Here is a 16242-nt window from a genome sequence, read left to right on the forward strand (position 1 = left end):
GCATCATCATGACAACCAAACGCAAAGAGACGAGAGAAAGTGTTTGTTATCGGGAAATCAAAAAGAAGATTCGTAACGGGGAACTAAAGCCAGGTGATCGGTTAATTGAGAATACACTTTCTAAACAATTAGATATTAGTCGTACACCGATTCGTAAAGCTATCGGTATGCTCGCAGCGGATGGGTATGTCGAGTATAATGATTTTCGGGGAGCCTTTGTTAAGGATAGTATTATCAATAAGGAACGCTATTTTGAAATGACAGAAATTCTAGGTTTGTTTTTAAAGCAAGCCATCCATAAAATCCGCACAAAGAAAATCAGTTTTAACAAGTTAAAAGCAACTAGTAAATTAGCAGAAATAAAATGTCAAGAAGAACAAAGCGATCCAGCAGTATATTTTGATTATGAAAAATGGTTTGTACAAGATTTACTTACCTACTTGAAAAATAATTACTATTTAAAAATAAGTGAGGATTTTTTCAGTAATATTAAAGAGTTTGGTGACGAGGAAGTTATCAAAATCGCTCAAAATGCTTCTGTAAAAACCATTGATAATATCCAAAATTTCATTGATGCGCTTGATGTGCATGATTATGACAGATGTTTAAAGATTATTGACGATATGATTGATGCGCATGTTTTAGTGGCGTATCGATAAAAAATGAGCAGCACTCTCTTTTTACAAGAAGGTACTGCTCATTTTTTTATTTGATTTTTACTAAGTATCTTCCTGTAATCCCGCCATTCATTACTTGATGAAGCGCATTTGGTAATTCAGAAAACGGAATTTCTGTTGCCAACTCTTCCAAATTAGCTAATTGGAAGTCAGTTGCAAGTCGCCTCCAAATTCGTTCGCGTTTTGGCATCGGACAAAGCACCGAATCTATACCAAAAAGCTGAATGCCTCGCAAGATAAACGGAAAGACCGTTGTATCTAATTTTCCACCAGCAGACATTCCACAAGTCGTTACCGCACCGCCGTATTGAACAGCTGTTAATAAATAAGCAAGCGGTTTTCCACCAACACAATCAATAGCACCAGCAAATAGTTGTTTATCTAACGCACGAATTTTCTCTGGTTGAAATGCTTCTCTAGAAACAACTTCAGAAACACCAAACTTTTGTAAAAATTCTTTCGCATCTGCTTTACTTGAGGAGGCTACAACCTGGTAGTTTCGTTTAGAAAGAATAGCGGAACTCAGACTTCCTACTCCGCCAGTCCCACCACTTACAGCAATTTTTCCAGCATCAGGTGTTACGCCACTAAATTCAAGTGCATCCACAGAGAGCGCTGCTGTGAAGCCTGCTGTACCAAGTATCATTGCTTCTTTGAGGGACAAACCAGCTGGTAATGGTACGACCCATTCAGCAGGGACGCGAATATACTCGCTATAGCCACCAAAGTAACTAACACCAAAATCATAGCTAGTTACAATTACTTCATCACCAACTTGGAAACGCTTCGTCTTTGTTTCTACGACTATTCCGCTAGCATCAATTCCGGGAACAAATGGATACTCACTAACAATTTTTCCATCCGGAAGTACTGCTAAACCATCTTTATAATTAATACCAGAATAATGCACTTCAATGGTTACTTCATTTTCGGGTAAAGTATCTAAGCTGATTTCTCTAAACTGAAGTGAGGTCGTTTCTGATTCTTTTTCAATAAAAAGTGCTTGAAATGATTTCATCTATCTATTCCTCCACAACTCTATTTTGTGTTCTTCTTCACTTTACGACTTTTTTCTGTTTTTTTCAAGGCTGTGACTGGTACAAATCTATCTTTCAAGGTAAACTATAGTAATGAAGAAGCTATATGGTAGGCAATTTTTTAGCAGGGGAGGATGATTGCGATGGGGAAGGTATTATTGATTGTAAATCCATCATCAGGCAAGGAGAAAGGAAAATTATATCAAGAGAAAGCTGAAGTAGCACTAAAAAATCGCTATGATGAAGTAGAAGTTCGATTGACAGAAAAAGCAGGGGATGCAACTGACTTTGCCTCTTGGGCCGCTAAACAAGGTTTTGAAGCAGTAATTGCAATGGGCGGAGATGGCACATTAAATGAAACAATCAACGGTCTGGCTATCCATGAAAACCGTCCGGATTTTGGATTTATTCCGCTTGGTACTGTGAATGACTTAGCTCGCTCCGTGGGAATACCACTGAAGCCTGAAAAAGCAATTCAATCTTTGGAAACCTCGGTAGCAGTTCCAATGGATATCGGACGAATCGGTGAGCTGTATTTTATGAACGTGTTGGCGATTGGAATGATTGCGCAGGCGGTTGATCAAGTCAGTGTTGAGCAAAAAACTAAATTCGGTTCGGTTGCCTACTTTTTAGAAGGATTAAAAGCATTTAACCGCAATGAGCTACTTCATTTTAAATTAGAATATGACGATGAAATTTGGGAAGGCGAGGCCGCGCTTGTCGTCGCAGGATTAACTAAATCGGTCGGAGGAATAGAGTCATGGGCACCAGATGCAAAAATTGATGACGGCTATTTACATGTTGTTATTTTGACCAAACTTGGACTACTGGATGCTGCTAATTTAATTCCACAATTAATCCGTGGTAATTTGAAAAACAGTGATGGTGTTGTTTACATTAAAACTAAAAAATTAAAAATTGATGCAAGTGGGGAAGACTTGAGTATAAATGTGGATGGAGACCCTGGTCCAGGCGTTCCAGCAGAAATTGAAGTACTTGGAAGCCATCTTAATATTCTTGCACCAAAAGAAAACAGTACAATACGTTTTGGCCCATTTGTATTAAAGAGGTAATATAGAAAACAAGGAGATGAAAGCCTTATGGAAGAAGAACTAGAGGTCATTCATAAAGGTCTTGCCAATGCGAAAAATGGTTTTAAGGCAGTCCCAGGGAAACTATATTTAACAAAAACTTATATCGTACACAAGCCAAACGATTATTTTGATGAAGAAATTAATATTCCGTTAGACAGAGTGAGGCAGATTCGCGGGAGACGTACCAAAATCCTCGGAAAAGAACTATTGTCCAATCTTTTAGAAATTGAGATGATTTCTGGTGTAAAGTATCAATTTGTTGTTAATAAACAGAAAAAATGGCTTGAAGCAGTCGCGAATGTCTTAGAAAGTCGCGGAGAAATAGAAAAATTAACATAAAAGGAAGCTGGCGCAAAAAAGTGTCCAGCTTCCTTTTATTATGCTAAGTGAAAGGCTGTTGCTCCGATAAGATTAGCGTCATTACCAAATTCGCAACCAACTACTGTGGGGCGAACTTTTGCAATAGGGACACTTGCTTTCACTTCATCCACGTACGTATTTAGTTCCTCAATAAAGTCATTTCGTTCACTTACAGCCCCACCAATAACCACGAGTTCGGGATCAAGTGCATATTGTAAATTAAAAATACTACGCGCTAAATAGTAGAACATCGTCTGAAGCTCTTCTTTCGCTACTGCACTTCCTTCTTCTCGTAGTTCAAAAGCGCGAACTCCATCTATTTTTTCAGGAAGTTCGAGCCGCTCACTAATTCGTTTTGCTGCGTTAACAACAGTTCCAAGGTCGCTCAGTGTGTTTCCTTTTTGGTTCACTAGCATATAACCGAATTCCCCGCCGTGTAAATTTGCTCCATGATGAACTTTTCCACCACGAATCACTGCTCCGCCAACGCCAGTACCAAGAATCATAAAAATAATATCTTGCTTATCCTTCGCGGCTCCAAGCCAAACTTCTGCTAGTGCCGCACAATTAGCATCATTTTCCATGGTGACAGGTAGCGCTAACTTTTCTTCTAAAAGTTGCCTGAACGGAAAATGATGAATATAAGAAATCGCGCTAGCTCCCCCAATGATTCCGGTTTCATTATTTACCGCACCAGGACAACTAAACGCTACTCCTTCAAAAGAATGATCATAGTTCACCTTCACCTCAACAAGCAAACGAATCAGTTCATCCAATTTGTCAGGTGTTGCAAATTTTCCTTTCTCAAGTAACTCGCCTTGTTTTGTTAAAACGCCATACTTCACCGCGGTACCGCCCATATCAAATGCAAGAATAGTCATAGTCTGTTCTCCTTTATTAAAAAGTCTATACTTATAATACTTTTAAATCAGCCAAATAACAAATAAAAAGTGAAATTACTTAGCTAAAAATTACCGTGACTTTCTAGTTTTGTGCTATAATAAAGCAAGAATTTGAAGCGCAGGAGGAAACGGTTAGTGGAGATAAAGGTTCAAGGAAAATTAACTGACGGCAGAATCGCTTTTAGTAGTGAATACGGTGAATGCGTTGGGATTTGGGCCGATGAAGACCCAGAACCAAGTAGGGTTTACACGGTAGAAGTTACGATACCTGAGATGATTAGTGCAGAACTTTTGCATGAAAGTGAAGAAAAGCATTGTGTGTTAGAAATAAATGAAGAAGGCTTAGTACACGTAGTAGGGAAGTTAGAAGACTACGAGGAAGATGGCTTTGCTGTGCTTCGTTTGGAAGAAAGTATAATTTGTTTTGACACCAAATTCAGTGAAGAAATCGAAATGCTTCATGGCCGATTTGTTGAATTTGTGGTTTCGGAGATTAAATTGAGTAATGTTGGTATATAGTTTTAATAGAGAGAAATGAAACTTGTTCTTTAACGCTTTGTTAGAGAATGAGTTTTATTTTTTGTGGGAAATACTTGAATTTGTACTTAAGATTAATAAATATACATGATTATTCATTTTGCGCAATTTAAAAATGTTAATTATTTTAAGAATAAGTTTAAAATTACTATTAAAAATACATGGGAAACATTAATAATTGAACGTTTTGCGACGATTTTATTTTGGGTTGAATAATTTGTGAATAATGACTCGAATTGTGGCTTTTTCACACTCGCAAAACTACATCTATACACAATTTGTGTAGTAATTATTATAAACAAGCCTTTTTCAAGTCGTTCATGACAAGAATCGGACATTTCATTACATTTTTGGTTATACATAAAGTATTGATGTTAGTATAAATGGGTAATAACCAACAAAAACTAGGAGGCAACAAGATGAACAAAAAAATGACATTTGTCAAAGGTACGATGGCTTTAATTGTAGGAGTAAGTATAATTTCAACTCCTTTGATTACAGCATATGCTGCAAGTAATGAAGTGAAAATTACAATGGAGCGAAGATACGTGAGCGGAAAAGCAAATAATAAATTCCATTCACTAAATAAGGGAACAGTAAAATTGAATGTATCGGCAAAGGGATTTGGAAAAAGCAAACCGAGCTCGAGTATTGCTTTATACAAAAGTAGAATAGGAGTGGATCAGTATTATGGTAGAGTATCTGTTTCAAGTGGGGCAAATTACTATTATAAAAATAAAACAAAAGAATTTCCTACAAAAGCAGATAAAAAATCTAGTGATTATTACTTAGTGGCTGAAAAAGCAATGGATCGATACACAGTTAAGATTGAAGGGAAAGTTAGTAATTAATAGATTGGAAGAAAGTATATGTTGACATTTTCGATATTAGTAATGATGGTAGCACTTATTGTGTATATTATTTTTTTCTTATTAAGATGGTTAAAAAAGAAAGAAAAATTTGAGATTATTATTTTTAAAACATGTTTATACATCTATTGTTGTGGAGTAATAAAATATACTATTTTTCCTATTATGGTACAACCATTTTTAATAGAAGATACAAAAAAATATATAACTGGCCCTTATATGAATCTAATACCATTCAAAACAATTAGTGAGATGTTTATTTATAGTACAGATAGTGATATTTTTCAAGTGATTGCAAATTTTATCATATTTGTCCCATTAGGAATGATTTTACCTTTGTGCTATCAAAAAATGACTTGGAAACATGTTTTTCTAATTAGCTTGTTCGCTACGGTAGGTATCGAACTTACACAATTATTGCAAGATATCATATATCAATCTCCATTTAAATTTGTTGATATTGATGATATAATACTAAATTTTAGCGGGGGAATATTTGGGTATCTTGTCTTTATTTTACTTCGGCCACTTTTAAGGAAAATGGGATTATATATTGATAAATGCGGAGTGAAGGCTAAATAGAATAATTAAATCTAGCAATAATGAAATTACTTACATGGAACATATTGTGATGTCTTAATTTATTAATAAATAACCACACTTTTTTCACAAAAAAGCACAAAAAGGGGCTAACAACATGATAGCAAAAAGTAGATTAAGAATAGCTATTTCTGCAGTGGCGTTAATTGTACTATGCTTGTGTGTTGGTATAATTTTAACCGCATGTTCGAATGATAAAAACACCAAAGAAAAGTCTTTGGAAAAGAATGAAATAGAACAAGTAAAACCAAAAAGTGGTGTTGTTTCGTATCATGGGAAATACCTTCAATTAGCTGATAATATAAAAGAACTTGATGACAGTTCACCGGTTATAGTTACTGTCACCAAGGGATCTGAAAAAACGTCTATTACTAGAGAATCTAAAGATAGTGATATACCGACAGATTTTTATACAATGAGTGAAGTAACGATAAATAATATTCAAAAAGATGAATCAGGAGTTTTGAAAGAAAATAATAAAATAAAAGTGTTAGAAGACAGTGTAGAGAATGTAGAAGTAGACGGTGAAAAATTTGATTTAACTATTGACGGGTATAAAAACATGCAAGAGGGCGAAGAATATACTCTTTTCCTCAGAAAGAGCACATCTGGAGATAATTATGTTTTAACTAATGCTCTTTTAAGTAAGTATCCTGTCGAAAAGGTAGAACAAGATGAATTATTTCTAGAAGGCGGGGAGAGTTTGGAAGAAACGGAGGATATGAAAGATACTTATCAAGAACTCTACAAAGAGGTTTTGAAGGAGTAATAGTTGGAGAATTCTCCATTATAGGAGGAAGAAAATAATGAAAATAATGAAAAAAGTGAAAATGGCTTATAGGAGTTTATGTTCTTGAAGTTATTGCATGTATTTGTATATATTTAGCAACAGATATAAAGCTCATACTAGTCTTAGGGTTTATAGCATTTATGGGGATAGGATTCCAAATTTTAAGGTACCGAAATGCAAAAAAAGAAATTAATTAATAAACAAAAAACGCTATGTCTCCATTCTCAAAAATAGGAAATGAGACATAGCGTTGTTTTTAACTATATGTAGCAAACACAGCAAGCATTTTCTCCAAATCCTTCTCAGACCTAGCAAACAACATTAACCGTTGACGATTTGTTTCAATCACGAGGATACCGTCTTCCGATAAATTCATTCGTTCAATTTTATCATAAGGGAAGAATAATAAGGCGTAAAAAATACCGGTTTCTTTAAAGACTGCTCTTGAACTACGGAAAAAGCAGATGTAGATGAAAAGTACACCCATAATTGCTAGTAATACCGAAGTGGAGAATGGGCCTTCCCGGAAAAACGCATTGGAAACAAATAATAGCGCGATAATTCCGACGAAAATATAGCCGTCCCAACGACCTCGAGAACGTAATTTGACAGTTAAAACAGATTTGCCTTTCCATAGTGGAATTACTGCATCATTATACAAGATGTATAGTAGTGTCAGTATGTTGGCAACAAACAAAAAGATATTCGTAGCATCCCAAACCATTTTTTTATCACTCACAATCTATCATTAATTTCATTTAATCATATTGTAACATAATTACCCAAACAAAAGGGAGAACCGGACTTGATTCCGATTCTCCGTCTTTTAATGAATTTATATTAGTTAACCTAGTGGTGAATAGCCAGCTGGTGGAAGACCTAAAATTCCTGACCAGTAACCAAGAATACCAACGACGAATAGTCCTAGAATCAACCAAAGGGCATTGACTTTTTTCTTCAGAATCCACATACATGCGAATGTTAGAAGTAGGGCAAGAAGACCTGGCATTAATTGGTCCAAAATACTTTGAACGGTTGTTGGAACTTCTTTACCAGTTTTAGAGTCTGTAGTAGTATAAGCTACTAGCGGCACGTAAATCGTAGTCCATTTATTTACGAGCGCACCCATAACGAATAGTCCTAAAATAGAAGCACCTTCCGTTAGTTTTTGGAGTAAACCGCCAGACATATCAGATACAACATCAGTACCTTTTGTATAGCCGTAAAATACACCCCAATAACGGAATCCTAAACGAATCGCATTGAATAATACGAAGAATAGGATGGGTCCGATAATGCTACCATCCGTTGCGAAACCAGCACCTAAAGCGGCTAGTACGGGACGAACAGTTCCCCAGAAAATTGGATCCCCAACACCAGCAAGTGGTCCCATTAAGCCAACTTTGATACCATTGATAGCACCGTCATCAATATCAGCGCCGTTTGCTTTTTGTTCTTCCATTGCAGTGGTTACACCTAAGATTGGTGCGGCCATATAAGGATGGGTATTAAAGAATTCTAAGTGACGTTTGATTGCTTGCTCTCTTTCTGGTCCTTTTTCCGGATAAAGACGTTTAATGACTGGAATCACGGAGAAACAGAATCCTAAAGACTGCATCCGCTCAAAGTTCCACGACCCTTGGAAGAGGTTGGAACGAACGAATACTCCCATTAAATCACGTTTCGTTATTTTCTTTTCATTAACTATAATTTGTTCACTCATATTTTTTCTCCCCCTTCCTTAGTCATCAAGGTCGTCGTCGAGATCGTCTGCTTGACGTCCGCCGCCGCCTCCACCATATTGTTGGATAGCATCTTTCAATTGATATTTAGGGTTAAGTTGGATATAAATAATTGCTGCAACTAGACCTAGAACACCTAGCGCTACTAAGTTGAAAGCTGTAAATGCCGCGACAACAAAACCTAAGAAGAAGAAAGGCATTAAATATTTAGCTGACATCATGTTAATAACCATGGCATAACCAACGACAACGATAAATCCACCGGCTACGTTTAGACCGTTAACGATAACGTCCGGAATAGCATTTAACAGATTTTCTACGGCATCTGTACCAACTGTCACGGCAACAATCATTGCTGGAATTGCGATACGCATTGCTTGAAGTAAGAGTGCTGAAACATGTATCCAGTCGAGACTTCTGAGATTACCTTCCTTACCAGCTTTATCAGCCATATGTTGGAAAGCAACTGTAATTGTACGAACAAGGATAGTAAGTACTTGTCCAAGTGCAGCTAAAGGAATTGCTAGTGAAATACCTACGCTGATATCTTGGCCCCCTGTAATAACTAAGATAGTTGAGATAATAGATGCAAGTGCTGCATCTGGTGCAACCGCAGCCCCGATGTTCATCCATCCAAGCGCGATCATTTCAAGTGTTCCCCCAATGATAATACCGGTCGTAATATCCCCAAGAACTAGACCAATTAGCGTACAGGCAATTAATGGACGATGTGTTTGCCACTCATCCAAAATACTGCCCATACCACTAATACATGATACGAGGAATACAAGGATTAATTGTATTGCAGTCATATTTTTCCCTCCCAATGTTTCTTTAAAATAATAAAATAATTTCAATACGCTGACTGACTAACCGAGGTGTTTAATGCATGAGCTTTTATTCATGAATCACCCCTTTAAGGCATTCCTTATAAACACTTGCATTCCTGAAATTTTTAAAAGATGTGTGATAGAGGTATTATTTTTCTTTATCTAGTAGTGGAATTAATTTTACTTTGTTATCAGAAGCGACTTTGCGGATTTCTAGTTCGATGCCTTTTTCATCTAATTTACGGAAAGCTGCTTCATCTTTTTCATCAATGGAAACAGCATTGGTAATCATGTGTTTGCCTTCACGGAAAGCCATACCACCAATGTTGACGGTTGTAATATTGACTCCAGCTTCCACTAAAGTTAATACGTCTGTTGGGTTGGTGAATAGTAACATTACAGGAGTAGTTGCATATTTTGGATTGTTGTATACGCGAATCCCTTTTTGTACGTCTACAACGCTTGCTTTTACTCCAGGAGGGGCTACTTGCGTAAGAAGTGTTTTACGAACTTCATCTTTTGCTACATCATCACTAATAACGATGATACGTTCTACTTGTGTTTCCTTTGTCCAAACTGTTGCTACTTGACCGTGAATTAAACGGTCGTCAATACGTGCTAAGCGAATTTCCATTATAAATCGTCCTCCCCGACTTGTTTTTCCATTTTTGGTAATGATTTTTTTAGTGACTTAACGCCACCAATTCCTGCTTTAAGAGCAGTTTCTACTAAATCTTTTTGATTACTTGCGGTGCGCATTGATAGCACTTCAAGTAACATCGGAATATTGACACCAGTGACAACATCCATATTTTCTTTTGGTAGTGCAATTTGGCTTGAAGCATTATAAGGACTGCCACCAAATAGATCAACCATAAAAATAACGCCTTCAGAAGTATCCATTTTTTCTAGTTTTTCATTAAATTTGGTAATTAGCGTATCCGTGTTTTCTCCAGGAACAAAAGTAATAAATTCGACATTGTCCTGTTTACCGATAATCATTTCGGCCGATTTCAAGAGTTCACGTGCAGATTCACCATGTGTGCCAATAACAATTCCAACTGGCATAAGTATCTCCTCCTTAAAGCGGGGATATGAATCCTCCATTAATACTAACGCAATAACCATGCCAACTTTTCTGTATTAAACGACCTCCTTTGTAAATAGAAGTGTTCTAAGGCTTTTCTAAGCATTAAGTAGTAGTTGGCTGAGGTCATGATACGCTATAAAATTACCTTAATACACTATAAAACTCTTTTTCAGACATACATACAACCTTACCCTAAAAAACTAGCTAGAAAACTTCATAATAGCCATTTGTACATTATTAATGAAAAAAAGAGCTAAGACAACTATTGATAGAAAATTCAACAGGTGTCTTAACTCGTATGAAAAGGATTATACAATTACTTCTGGCTGGATTTCATTTAAAATATCATACAAATAGCATAATTCGTCATTGGTTAGTTTTAAATTCATCTTATAAATAACTTCTTTGTTAGTTTCCTCAAGTGCCTTGAAAACAAGGGTGTTGGTCATCGTTTTTTGCTCATGATAAGTCAGACCATCATTTAAAACCATCCGTTCGAGTGCGCAACCAACGTGAATAAGTAAGTTGATTTTAAAGGTATTATCGAGTTCATAGCCAAGTTTTTTCTCCAGCACATTTGCAAAGGAACTTAAGATATCGATGGTTTTTTTTGGATTCAAGTAGGTTAAAAATTCGTTTAAGCTTTCCTCAATAATCTCTTTAGCAATTCGGCCAGTTTCGCCTGTTTTTACGATGATGTTGCGTTGTTTTACAAGACTAACTAATTGCTCTTCACCGTCATTTCCAAATAGTCGTTCAAGTGGGATGAAAGGGATTTGGATTTTTGGATCTTGAATACCAACAGCCATAATAATGTCGTTCTCTTCTTGTAACTGCTCAAGTCGGGTATCCATTTCGTGTAGGCCAATTGGGATGACTTTAATTGCATCCGTTGTAATGGTGTCTAAAATGTTTTCGATGAAAAGTTGGAGTTTTTCGGCTGTTCCTTCACCAGTAGCACAAATAGTAACGATAGCATGTGGTTTTTGACTAGAATCAAGTGAATCATCTTCGGAAGTATAGCCTCCGTATCCTCGGAAGTCTTTCAAAGAGTCATAAATACTATCTAGCTCCATGTCCAAAATATTGGATTTTCGAACCGCTTCAATGACTGTCGCTGTAGAAACCATATCAATCGAACGAACCGAAATCCCTGTACGTTCGGAAATCACTGGTGCAAAACTTGTAAGCGACCCCATGTCAACTAAAAGCAGGAGACCACGCCCCATATCCATCTCCCGGGCACGTTCCGTTAATTTATCAAGGACAATTTTTGGACTTTGATCTAGTGGCATATCAATTCCTTCTACTAGACCTTCACCTAGAAGTTTTTTTGCTACACTGACCATGCTACTCGCAGTATTATTTCCATGAGTTGCTACAAGTACAGCAACACGCGCATTTTCTTGATCTTTTAAAAGCGAACTAATGAGTAAGGTTAAATACATAACTTCCATATTAGGGACGCGAATGTGAAAAGTTGCTTCGATGTCATCTTTAATTTCGCGCGAGAGTTCGTATGCTTCGGGTTGATCATTGACCACATTTTCGATATTCGTATATTTGAGTGGCTTATTGCTTTCAATTCGTTTAATAAAGGACGTCAAATGGAGACTAAAAGCCAGCAGGAAGCGTTCATTCAGCTTTTTACCAAGTTGATGTTCAATTCTCTGCTCCACGCCTTCTGCAAAATTAAGGATTTCTTCATTGACAATTTTTAAAATATTTTCTCGGTTGTGAATGGTGTTTTTAAATTTATTATAAAAACTATTAAGGTGAATATCAATATCCATTTTGATGAATTTTTTAATATCGTCATCTTCCACACCTTGATCCATTAGTATAGATGCTTTATCTTCAATGATTTTATATAAGTTAAAGTTAGGCTCATATTCATCGGAGGTAATCAAAGTATTATTAAGTTCTGGAAAAATGGTTGTATAGGGTTCTAAGTACTCGGCGATAGCTTGAAGTTCTTTTCGGCGATTACTAAAGTGGAAGAATCCATCTTTAATGTTGATTGGTAAAGTTTTAAAATCAATCAAAATTTCATCATCTTTATCAAAACTATTCAAGAATCCTTGAGCACAAACAAGTTGAATATTAGATTTTAATTGACCAATATTTCCGTAAGTGGTGTTGCCAAGTAAAGCTTTTGCGGCTTCATCTTCAATCCTAATCGGTTTATTGACACGATGAGCTTCACTAGACAGTAAGTATTTAAGTAGCTCGACACGTTCAAAAGCAGTTCGTTCTTCCAAACTTGGTAACGTAATAATAATTGGAATTCGGCGCATAAATGTTTTTAATAGGGAAGATTCTGGATTTTCTGTTGTTGCACCAATGATAAGCACGTTTGAGGTTCGCGTCCGGTCCGTCTCGCCAAGTTTATTGTAAGTCCCAGAGTCCATTAAGTAGAAAATCATTTCTTGACCTTCAGGAGGTAGACGATGAATTTCATCCAAGAACAAGATACCGCCATCTGCCTTTTCAACAAGACCACCTTTGTCATTTTCGGCGCCAGTGAAAGCACCTTTAACATGACCGAAAATATGGGACATCAGAAGTTGTGGATTATTATAGTAATCGGCACAATTGAAAATAATAAACGGCGCATCAGTAGGTAACCGCTTAGCATGTTGCGAAAAACGATACATTAAATTGGCAAAGAGCGTTTTACCGACACCTGTTTGCCCAAGAATCATCGTATGTAGTCCGTTTGGTGGATAAAGTACAGCAGCTTTGGCTTGTTCGACAGGTGTTTTCAGACTATCATTTGCTCCAATTAAATCATCAAAAGGGCTTCTTTCCGCGATTTTGGGTTTAAGTAATTTTAAAAGAGCCTCGCAACTTTCAAATTCAAGTTCAGTATCTGCAAGTATTCGTCCAATTTCTTCTTCAACAGCTTTTCTGGGAAAATAAAGCACTGGTCGGCCAACGATTTTGATAATTTTTCCTTGTCTGTGAAGTTCATTTAATTCCATGCTGACATTATTTCTTAGAATGTCTAAAGTTTCTGAAATACGGGATGCGGTAAATCCTTCATTATTCTCAAGTTGTTCGCGAATCGTCATGGTAGAGGGATTTTCTAAAATAAATTCATAAATGCGATCAATACGCTTCATTATAATACCTCCATTTAGTGTATCCGAAAACGTTTAGTGTATTAGAACGAATTAATACACTCTTAAATTCTGTATTTAGTTTAGCATGCCTAGTGAAAAAGTCAATGATTATTGAATAAAAAACAAATTGACTAGTACACTTGATAGTACTACTATAATAGAAGTAACAAATAAAACGAATGAGGTGTTCATATTGTCAAAAGTACTTTTTATTAAAGCATCACCACTTCCAAATGAAGTATCAAGAAGTTCTCAAGTAGCGGAAACATTCATGGAGGAATACAAAGCGAAAAATCCGTCTGATACAGTAGAAGAATTAGTGTTATATAATACGGAAGTCCCATTACTTGATTTAGAGTTAATGACTGCTGGCAGAGAGTTACAAGCTGGAAAAGCGTTTACAGATTTAGCTCCAGAAGTACAAAAAAGATTAAATGCGTATAATGCGCTAACAGACCAGTTCCTTGCAGCTGACAAATATGTTTTTGTATTCCCGCTTTGGAATCTAGGAATTCCGCCACTTTTAAAAGCATACGTGGATACATTTGTTATTGCGGGTAAATCATTCCGTTATACAGAGCATGGTCCAGAAGCTTTGCTGAAAGATAAAAAAGCGATTTTGATTCATGGTAGCGGTGGTATCTATTCAGCTGGGCAAACAAGTGCATTCACTCACGGAGAACCATATTTAAGAACTATTTTACAATTTATCGGTATTGAAGTGGCTCCAACTATTTTTGTAGAAGGAATTGATCACAATCCAAGTAAGGAAGCGGAAATCATTGCGAATGCTAAAGCGGTAGCGCGTGAAAGTGCTGCTGGATTTTAAAAACTTTGTGAAAAATTATTAACCGGCTGAAATATTAAGTTAGTATTATCAACTGTCTAGTCCAATATACACATAGAAAAAGATTGCTAATCCCTTTAGAAATTGGTAAAGTAGAGAAGTAGAATTCATGGATAAAGTGCTGATTTTCTCGGTACTTTATCCTGTTTAATGACTCGAAAGGGATGAATTAAGATGGCAGAGCAGAAAGAAGAATTGCAACGAGGGCTGAAAAATAGACATATTCAGTTGATTGCAATAGGAGGAGCAATTGGAACAGGGCTTTTTCTAGGAGCCGGAAAGTCGATTCACTTAGCTGGTCCATCCATCATGTTAGTTTACTTAATTATCGGGGCTATCTTATTCTTTGTAATGAGAGCTTTGGGTGAATTATTAATACATAATCCGACAACAGGGTCTTTTACAGAATTTGCAGAACAGTACATTGGTCCGTGGGCTGGTTTTATTACTGGCTGGACATATTGGTTCTGTTGGATTGTTACAGGTATTGCCGAAATAACTGCAGTTGGGATGTACGTCAAATTCTGGGTACCAGATTTACCACAGTGGATACCTGCGCTAGCATGTGTATTAAATTTACTTCTATTTAATTTAGCCACCGTAAAAGCTTTTGGGGAAATTGAATTTTGGTTTGCTATTATTAAGGTAGTAGTTATTATTGCACTAATTGTTATCGGTTTTGTGCTAGTCTTCATGGGCTATAAGCATGGAACAAGCACCGCATCGTTTGCTAACTTAGTGGATTATGGTGGTTTTTTTCCAAATGGAATAGCTGGATTTTTACTTGCATTTCAAATGGCAACTTTTTCTTTTGTTGGTATTGAACTTGTAGGGGTAACTGCTGGAGAAGCAGATGATCCAGACCGTACACTTCCAAAAGCGATTAATAATATTCCGATTCGGATTTTGATTTTCTATATTGGCGCATTACTGGTTCTGATGTCGATTTATCCGTGGAGTAATATTGACCCTAATACAAGCCCATTTGTTAGCGTATTTACGATGATTGGAATTCCGGCAGCTGCTGGAATTATAAACTTTGTTGTATTAACAGCAGCAATGTCTTCTTGTAACAGCGGGATTTTCAGCACGAGTCGGATGCTTTATACACTCTCGGCAGAAGGAAAAGCACCGAAAAAGATGCATCATTTAAGCTCCAATGGTGTACCAGCAACAGCATTAATCACTTCAACAGCTTGCTTACTTATTGGTGTATTTTTAAACTATTTCTTACCAGAGCAAGTATTTATTTTAGTTACAAGTATTGCGACAATTTGTTTTATCTGGGTTTGGGGCGTTATTCTAGTAGCTCATTTACGTTTCCGCCAGAAGCACCCAGAAATTGCCGCAAAAAGTAAATTTAAAATGCCGTTATCACCATTTATGAACTGGGTTAGTTTAATTTTCTTTGGAGGATTATTAATTATCCTTGGTTTTGCAGCAGATACACGAATCGCGCTCTTTGTAACGCCGGTGTGGTTCCTTCTTTTAGCTTTCGCATATCAAGTTTTAAAAGCTTCCAACAAAAAGTCGAAAATTCGACATAATTAGTAAAAGACGTTCATTCGCTAAAGAAAGCAGTTTTAGCAAATGAACGTTTTTTTATTCCCAAAAATTGCCGCAAAATTCTTTACAAATATTGAAAATCGTGTAGAATGATAGGTGTTTAGAGGCTTTACCGTGCTTATGCATTTCGAGTGAGTACTCACTCATTTTCGGAATGATTATTCATGTGAAGTTGT

The 16242-nt window shown here is 36.5% G+C and carries 17 protein-coding genes; 9 read left to right on the plus strand and 8 right to left on the minus strand.

What is annotated here, in order from left to right; genetic code table 11:
- Positions 1-8 precede the first annotated feature (8 nt).
- On the plus strand, positions 9-659 hold the full coding sequence (locus CKV67_RS03605) for a GntR family transcriptional regulator (RefSeq protein ID WP_014092206.1): 651 nt from the start codon (positions 9-11) through the stop codon (positions 657-659).
- 46 nt (positions 660-705) lie between these two features.
- Here the strand turns inward: CKV67_RS03605 and CKV67_RS03610 are convergent, their stop codons facing one another.
- Positions 706-1695, minus strand: coding sequence for an acrylyl-CoA reductase family protein (locus CKV67_RS03610; protein WP_014092207.1), 990 nt, complete (start codon positions 1693-1695; stop codon positions 706-708).
- 162 nt (positions 1696-1857) lie between these two features.
- Between CKV67_RS03610 and CKV67_RS03615 the strand changes: the two genes are divergently transcribed.
- Both CKV67_RS03615 and CKV67_RS03620 read left to right on the plus strand, forming a co-directional pair.
- Positions 1858-2787, plus strand: coding sequence for a diacylglycerol/lipid kinase family protein (locus tag CKV67_RS03615; RefSeq protein WP_014092208.1), 930 nt, complete (start codon positions 1858-1860; stop codon positions 2785-2787).
- 27 nt (positions 2788-2814) lie between these two features.
- Positions 2815-3147 (plus strand): hypothetical protein, encoded by a 333-nt coding sequence (locus CKV67_RS03620; RefSeq protein WP_014092209.1) that lies wholly within the window; start codon positions 2815-2817, stop codon positions 3145-3147.
- A gap of 38 nt (positions 3148-3185) precedes the next feature.
- Here the strand turns inward: CKV67_RS03620 and CKV67_RS03625 are convergent, their stop codons facing one another.
- The gene (locus CKV67_RS03625; RefSeq protein WP_014092210.1) at positions 3186-4049 is read right to left on the minus strand and encodes an ROK family protein; all 864 of its coding nucleotides are present in this window, start codon (positions 4047-4049) and stop codon (positions 3186-3188) included.
- A 156-nt stretch (positions 4050-4205) separates the two neighbouring features.
- On the opposite strand from CKV67_RS03625, the gene CKV67_RS03630 reads away from it, so the two are divergent.
- The 4 genes from CKV67_RS03630 (at position 4206) to CKV67_RS03645 (ending at position 6845) form a co-directional block, all read left to right on the plus strand.
- Positions 4206-4589 carry a hypothetical protein gene (locus CKV67_RS03630; protein ID WP_014092211.1) on the plus strand — a complete coding sequence of 128 codons (384 nt, stop codon included), beginning with the start codon at positions 4206-4208 and terminating at the stop codon, positions 4587-4589.
- 437 nt (positions 4590-5026) lie between these two features.
- The gene (locus CKV67_RS03635) at positions 5027-5458 is read left to right on the plus strand and encodes a hypothetical protein (protein WP_014092212.1); all 432 of its coding nucleotides are present in this window, start codon (positions 5027-5029) and stop codon (positions 5456-5458) included.
- A gap of 18 nt (positions 5459-5476) precedes the next feature.
- Positions 5477-6058, plus strand: a complete 582-nt coding sequence (locus tag CKV67_RS03640; RefSeq protein ID WP_014092213.1) for a VanZ family protein — start codon at positions 5477-5479, stop codon at positions 6056-6058.
- A gap of 115 nt (positions 6059-6173) precedes the next feature.
- Positions 6174-6845, plus strand: a complete 672-nt coding sequence (locus CKV67_RS03645) for a hypothetical protein (protein ID WP_014092214.1) — start codon at positions 6174-6176, stop codon at positions 6843-6845.
- Positions 6846-7122: 277 nt separating this feature from the next.
- On the opposite strand, the gene CKV67_RS03650 is transcribed toward CKV67_RS03645, so the two are convergent.
- From CKV67_RS03650 to CKV67_RS03675, 6 genes are all read right to left on the minus strand, one after another.
- Positions 7123-7590, minus strand: a complete 468-nt coding sequence (locus CKV67_RS03650; protein ID WP_014092215.1) for an Lmo0779 family protein — start codon at positions 7588-7590, stop codon at positions 7123-7125.
- A 120-nt stretch (positions 7591-7710) separates the two neighbouring features.
- Complete coding sequence (locus CKV67_RS03655) at positions 7711-8589, minus strand: PTS mannose transporter subunit IID (RefSeq protein WP_012985120.1); 879 nt, start codon at positions 8587-8589, stop codon at positions 7711-7713.
- 18 nt (positions 8590-8607) lie between these two features.
- On the minus strand, positions 8608-9420 hold the full coding sequence (locus CKV67_RS03660; protein WP_014092216.1) for a PTS mannose/fructose/sorbose transporter subunit IIC: 813 nt from the start codon (positions 9418-9420) through the stop codon (positions 8608-8610).
- A 166-nt stretch (positions 9421-9586) separates the two neighbouring features.
- Entirely contained in the window at positions 9587-10072 is a 486-nt protein-coding gene (locus tag CKV67_RS03665) for a mannose/fructose/sorbose PTS transporter subunit IIB (protein ID WP_003718938.1), read from the minus strand.
- Positions 10072-10506 (minus strand): mannose/fructose/sorbose PTS transporter subunit IIA, encoded by a 435-nt coding sequence (locus CKV67_RS03670; protein WP_014092217.1) that lies wholly within the window; start codon positions 10504-10506, stop codon positions 10072-10074. Before CKV67_RS03670 ends, CKV67_RS03665 begins: the two co-directional genes overlap by 1 nt.
- A 330-nt stretch (positions 10507-10836) precedes the next feature.
- A complete protein-coding gene (locus CKV67_RS03675; protein ID WP_014092218.1) occupies positions 10837-13653 on the minus strand; it encodes a sigma-54-dependent transcriptional regulator in 2817 nt (938 codons plus the stop codon).
- Between the two features lie 193 nt (positions 13654-13846).
- Between CKV67_RS03675 and CKV67_RS03680 the strand changes: the two genes are divergently transcribed.
- Both CKV67_RS03680 and CKV67_RS03685 read left to right on the plus strand, forming a co-directional pair.
- Positions 13847-14482 (plus strand): FMN-dependent NADH-azoreductase, encoded by a 636-nt coding sequence (locus CKV67_RS03680; RefSeq protein WP_014092219.1) that lies wholly within the window; start codon positions 13847-13849, stop codon positions 14480-14482.
- A 192-nt stretch (positions 14483-14674) separates the two neighbouring features.
- On the plus strand, positions 14675-16051 hold the full coding sequence (locus tag CKV67_RS03685) for an amino acid permease (RefSeq protein ID WP_025279799.1): 1377 nt from the start codon (positions 14675-14677) through the stop codon (positions 16049-16051).
- Positions 16052-16242: the final 191 nt, after the last annotated feature.

The organism is Listeria ivanovii subsp. ivanovii (assembly GCF_900187025.1).
In the GTDB taxonomy this organism is placed as follows: Bacteria; Bacillota; Bacilli; order Lactobacillales; family Listeriaceae; genus Listeria; species Listeria ivanovii.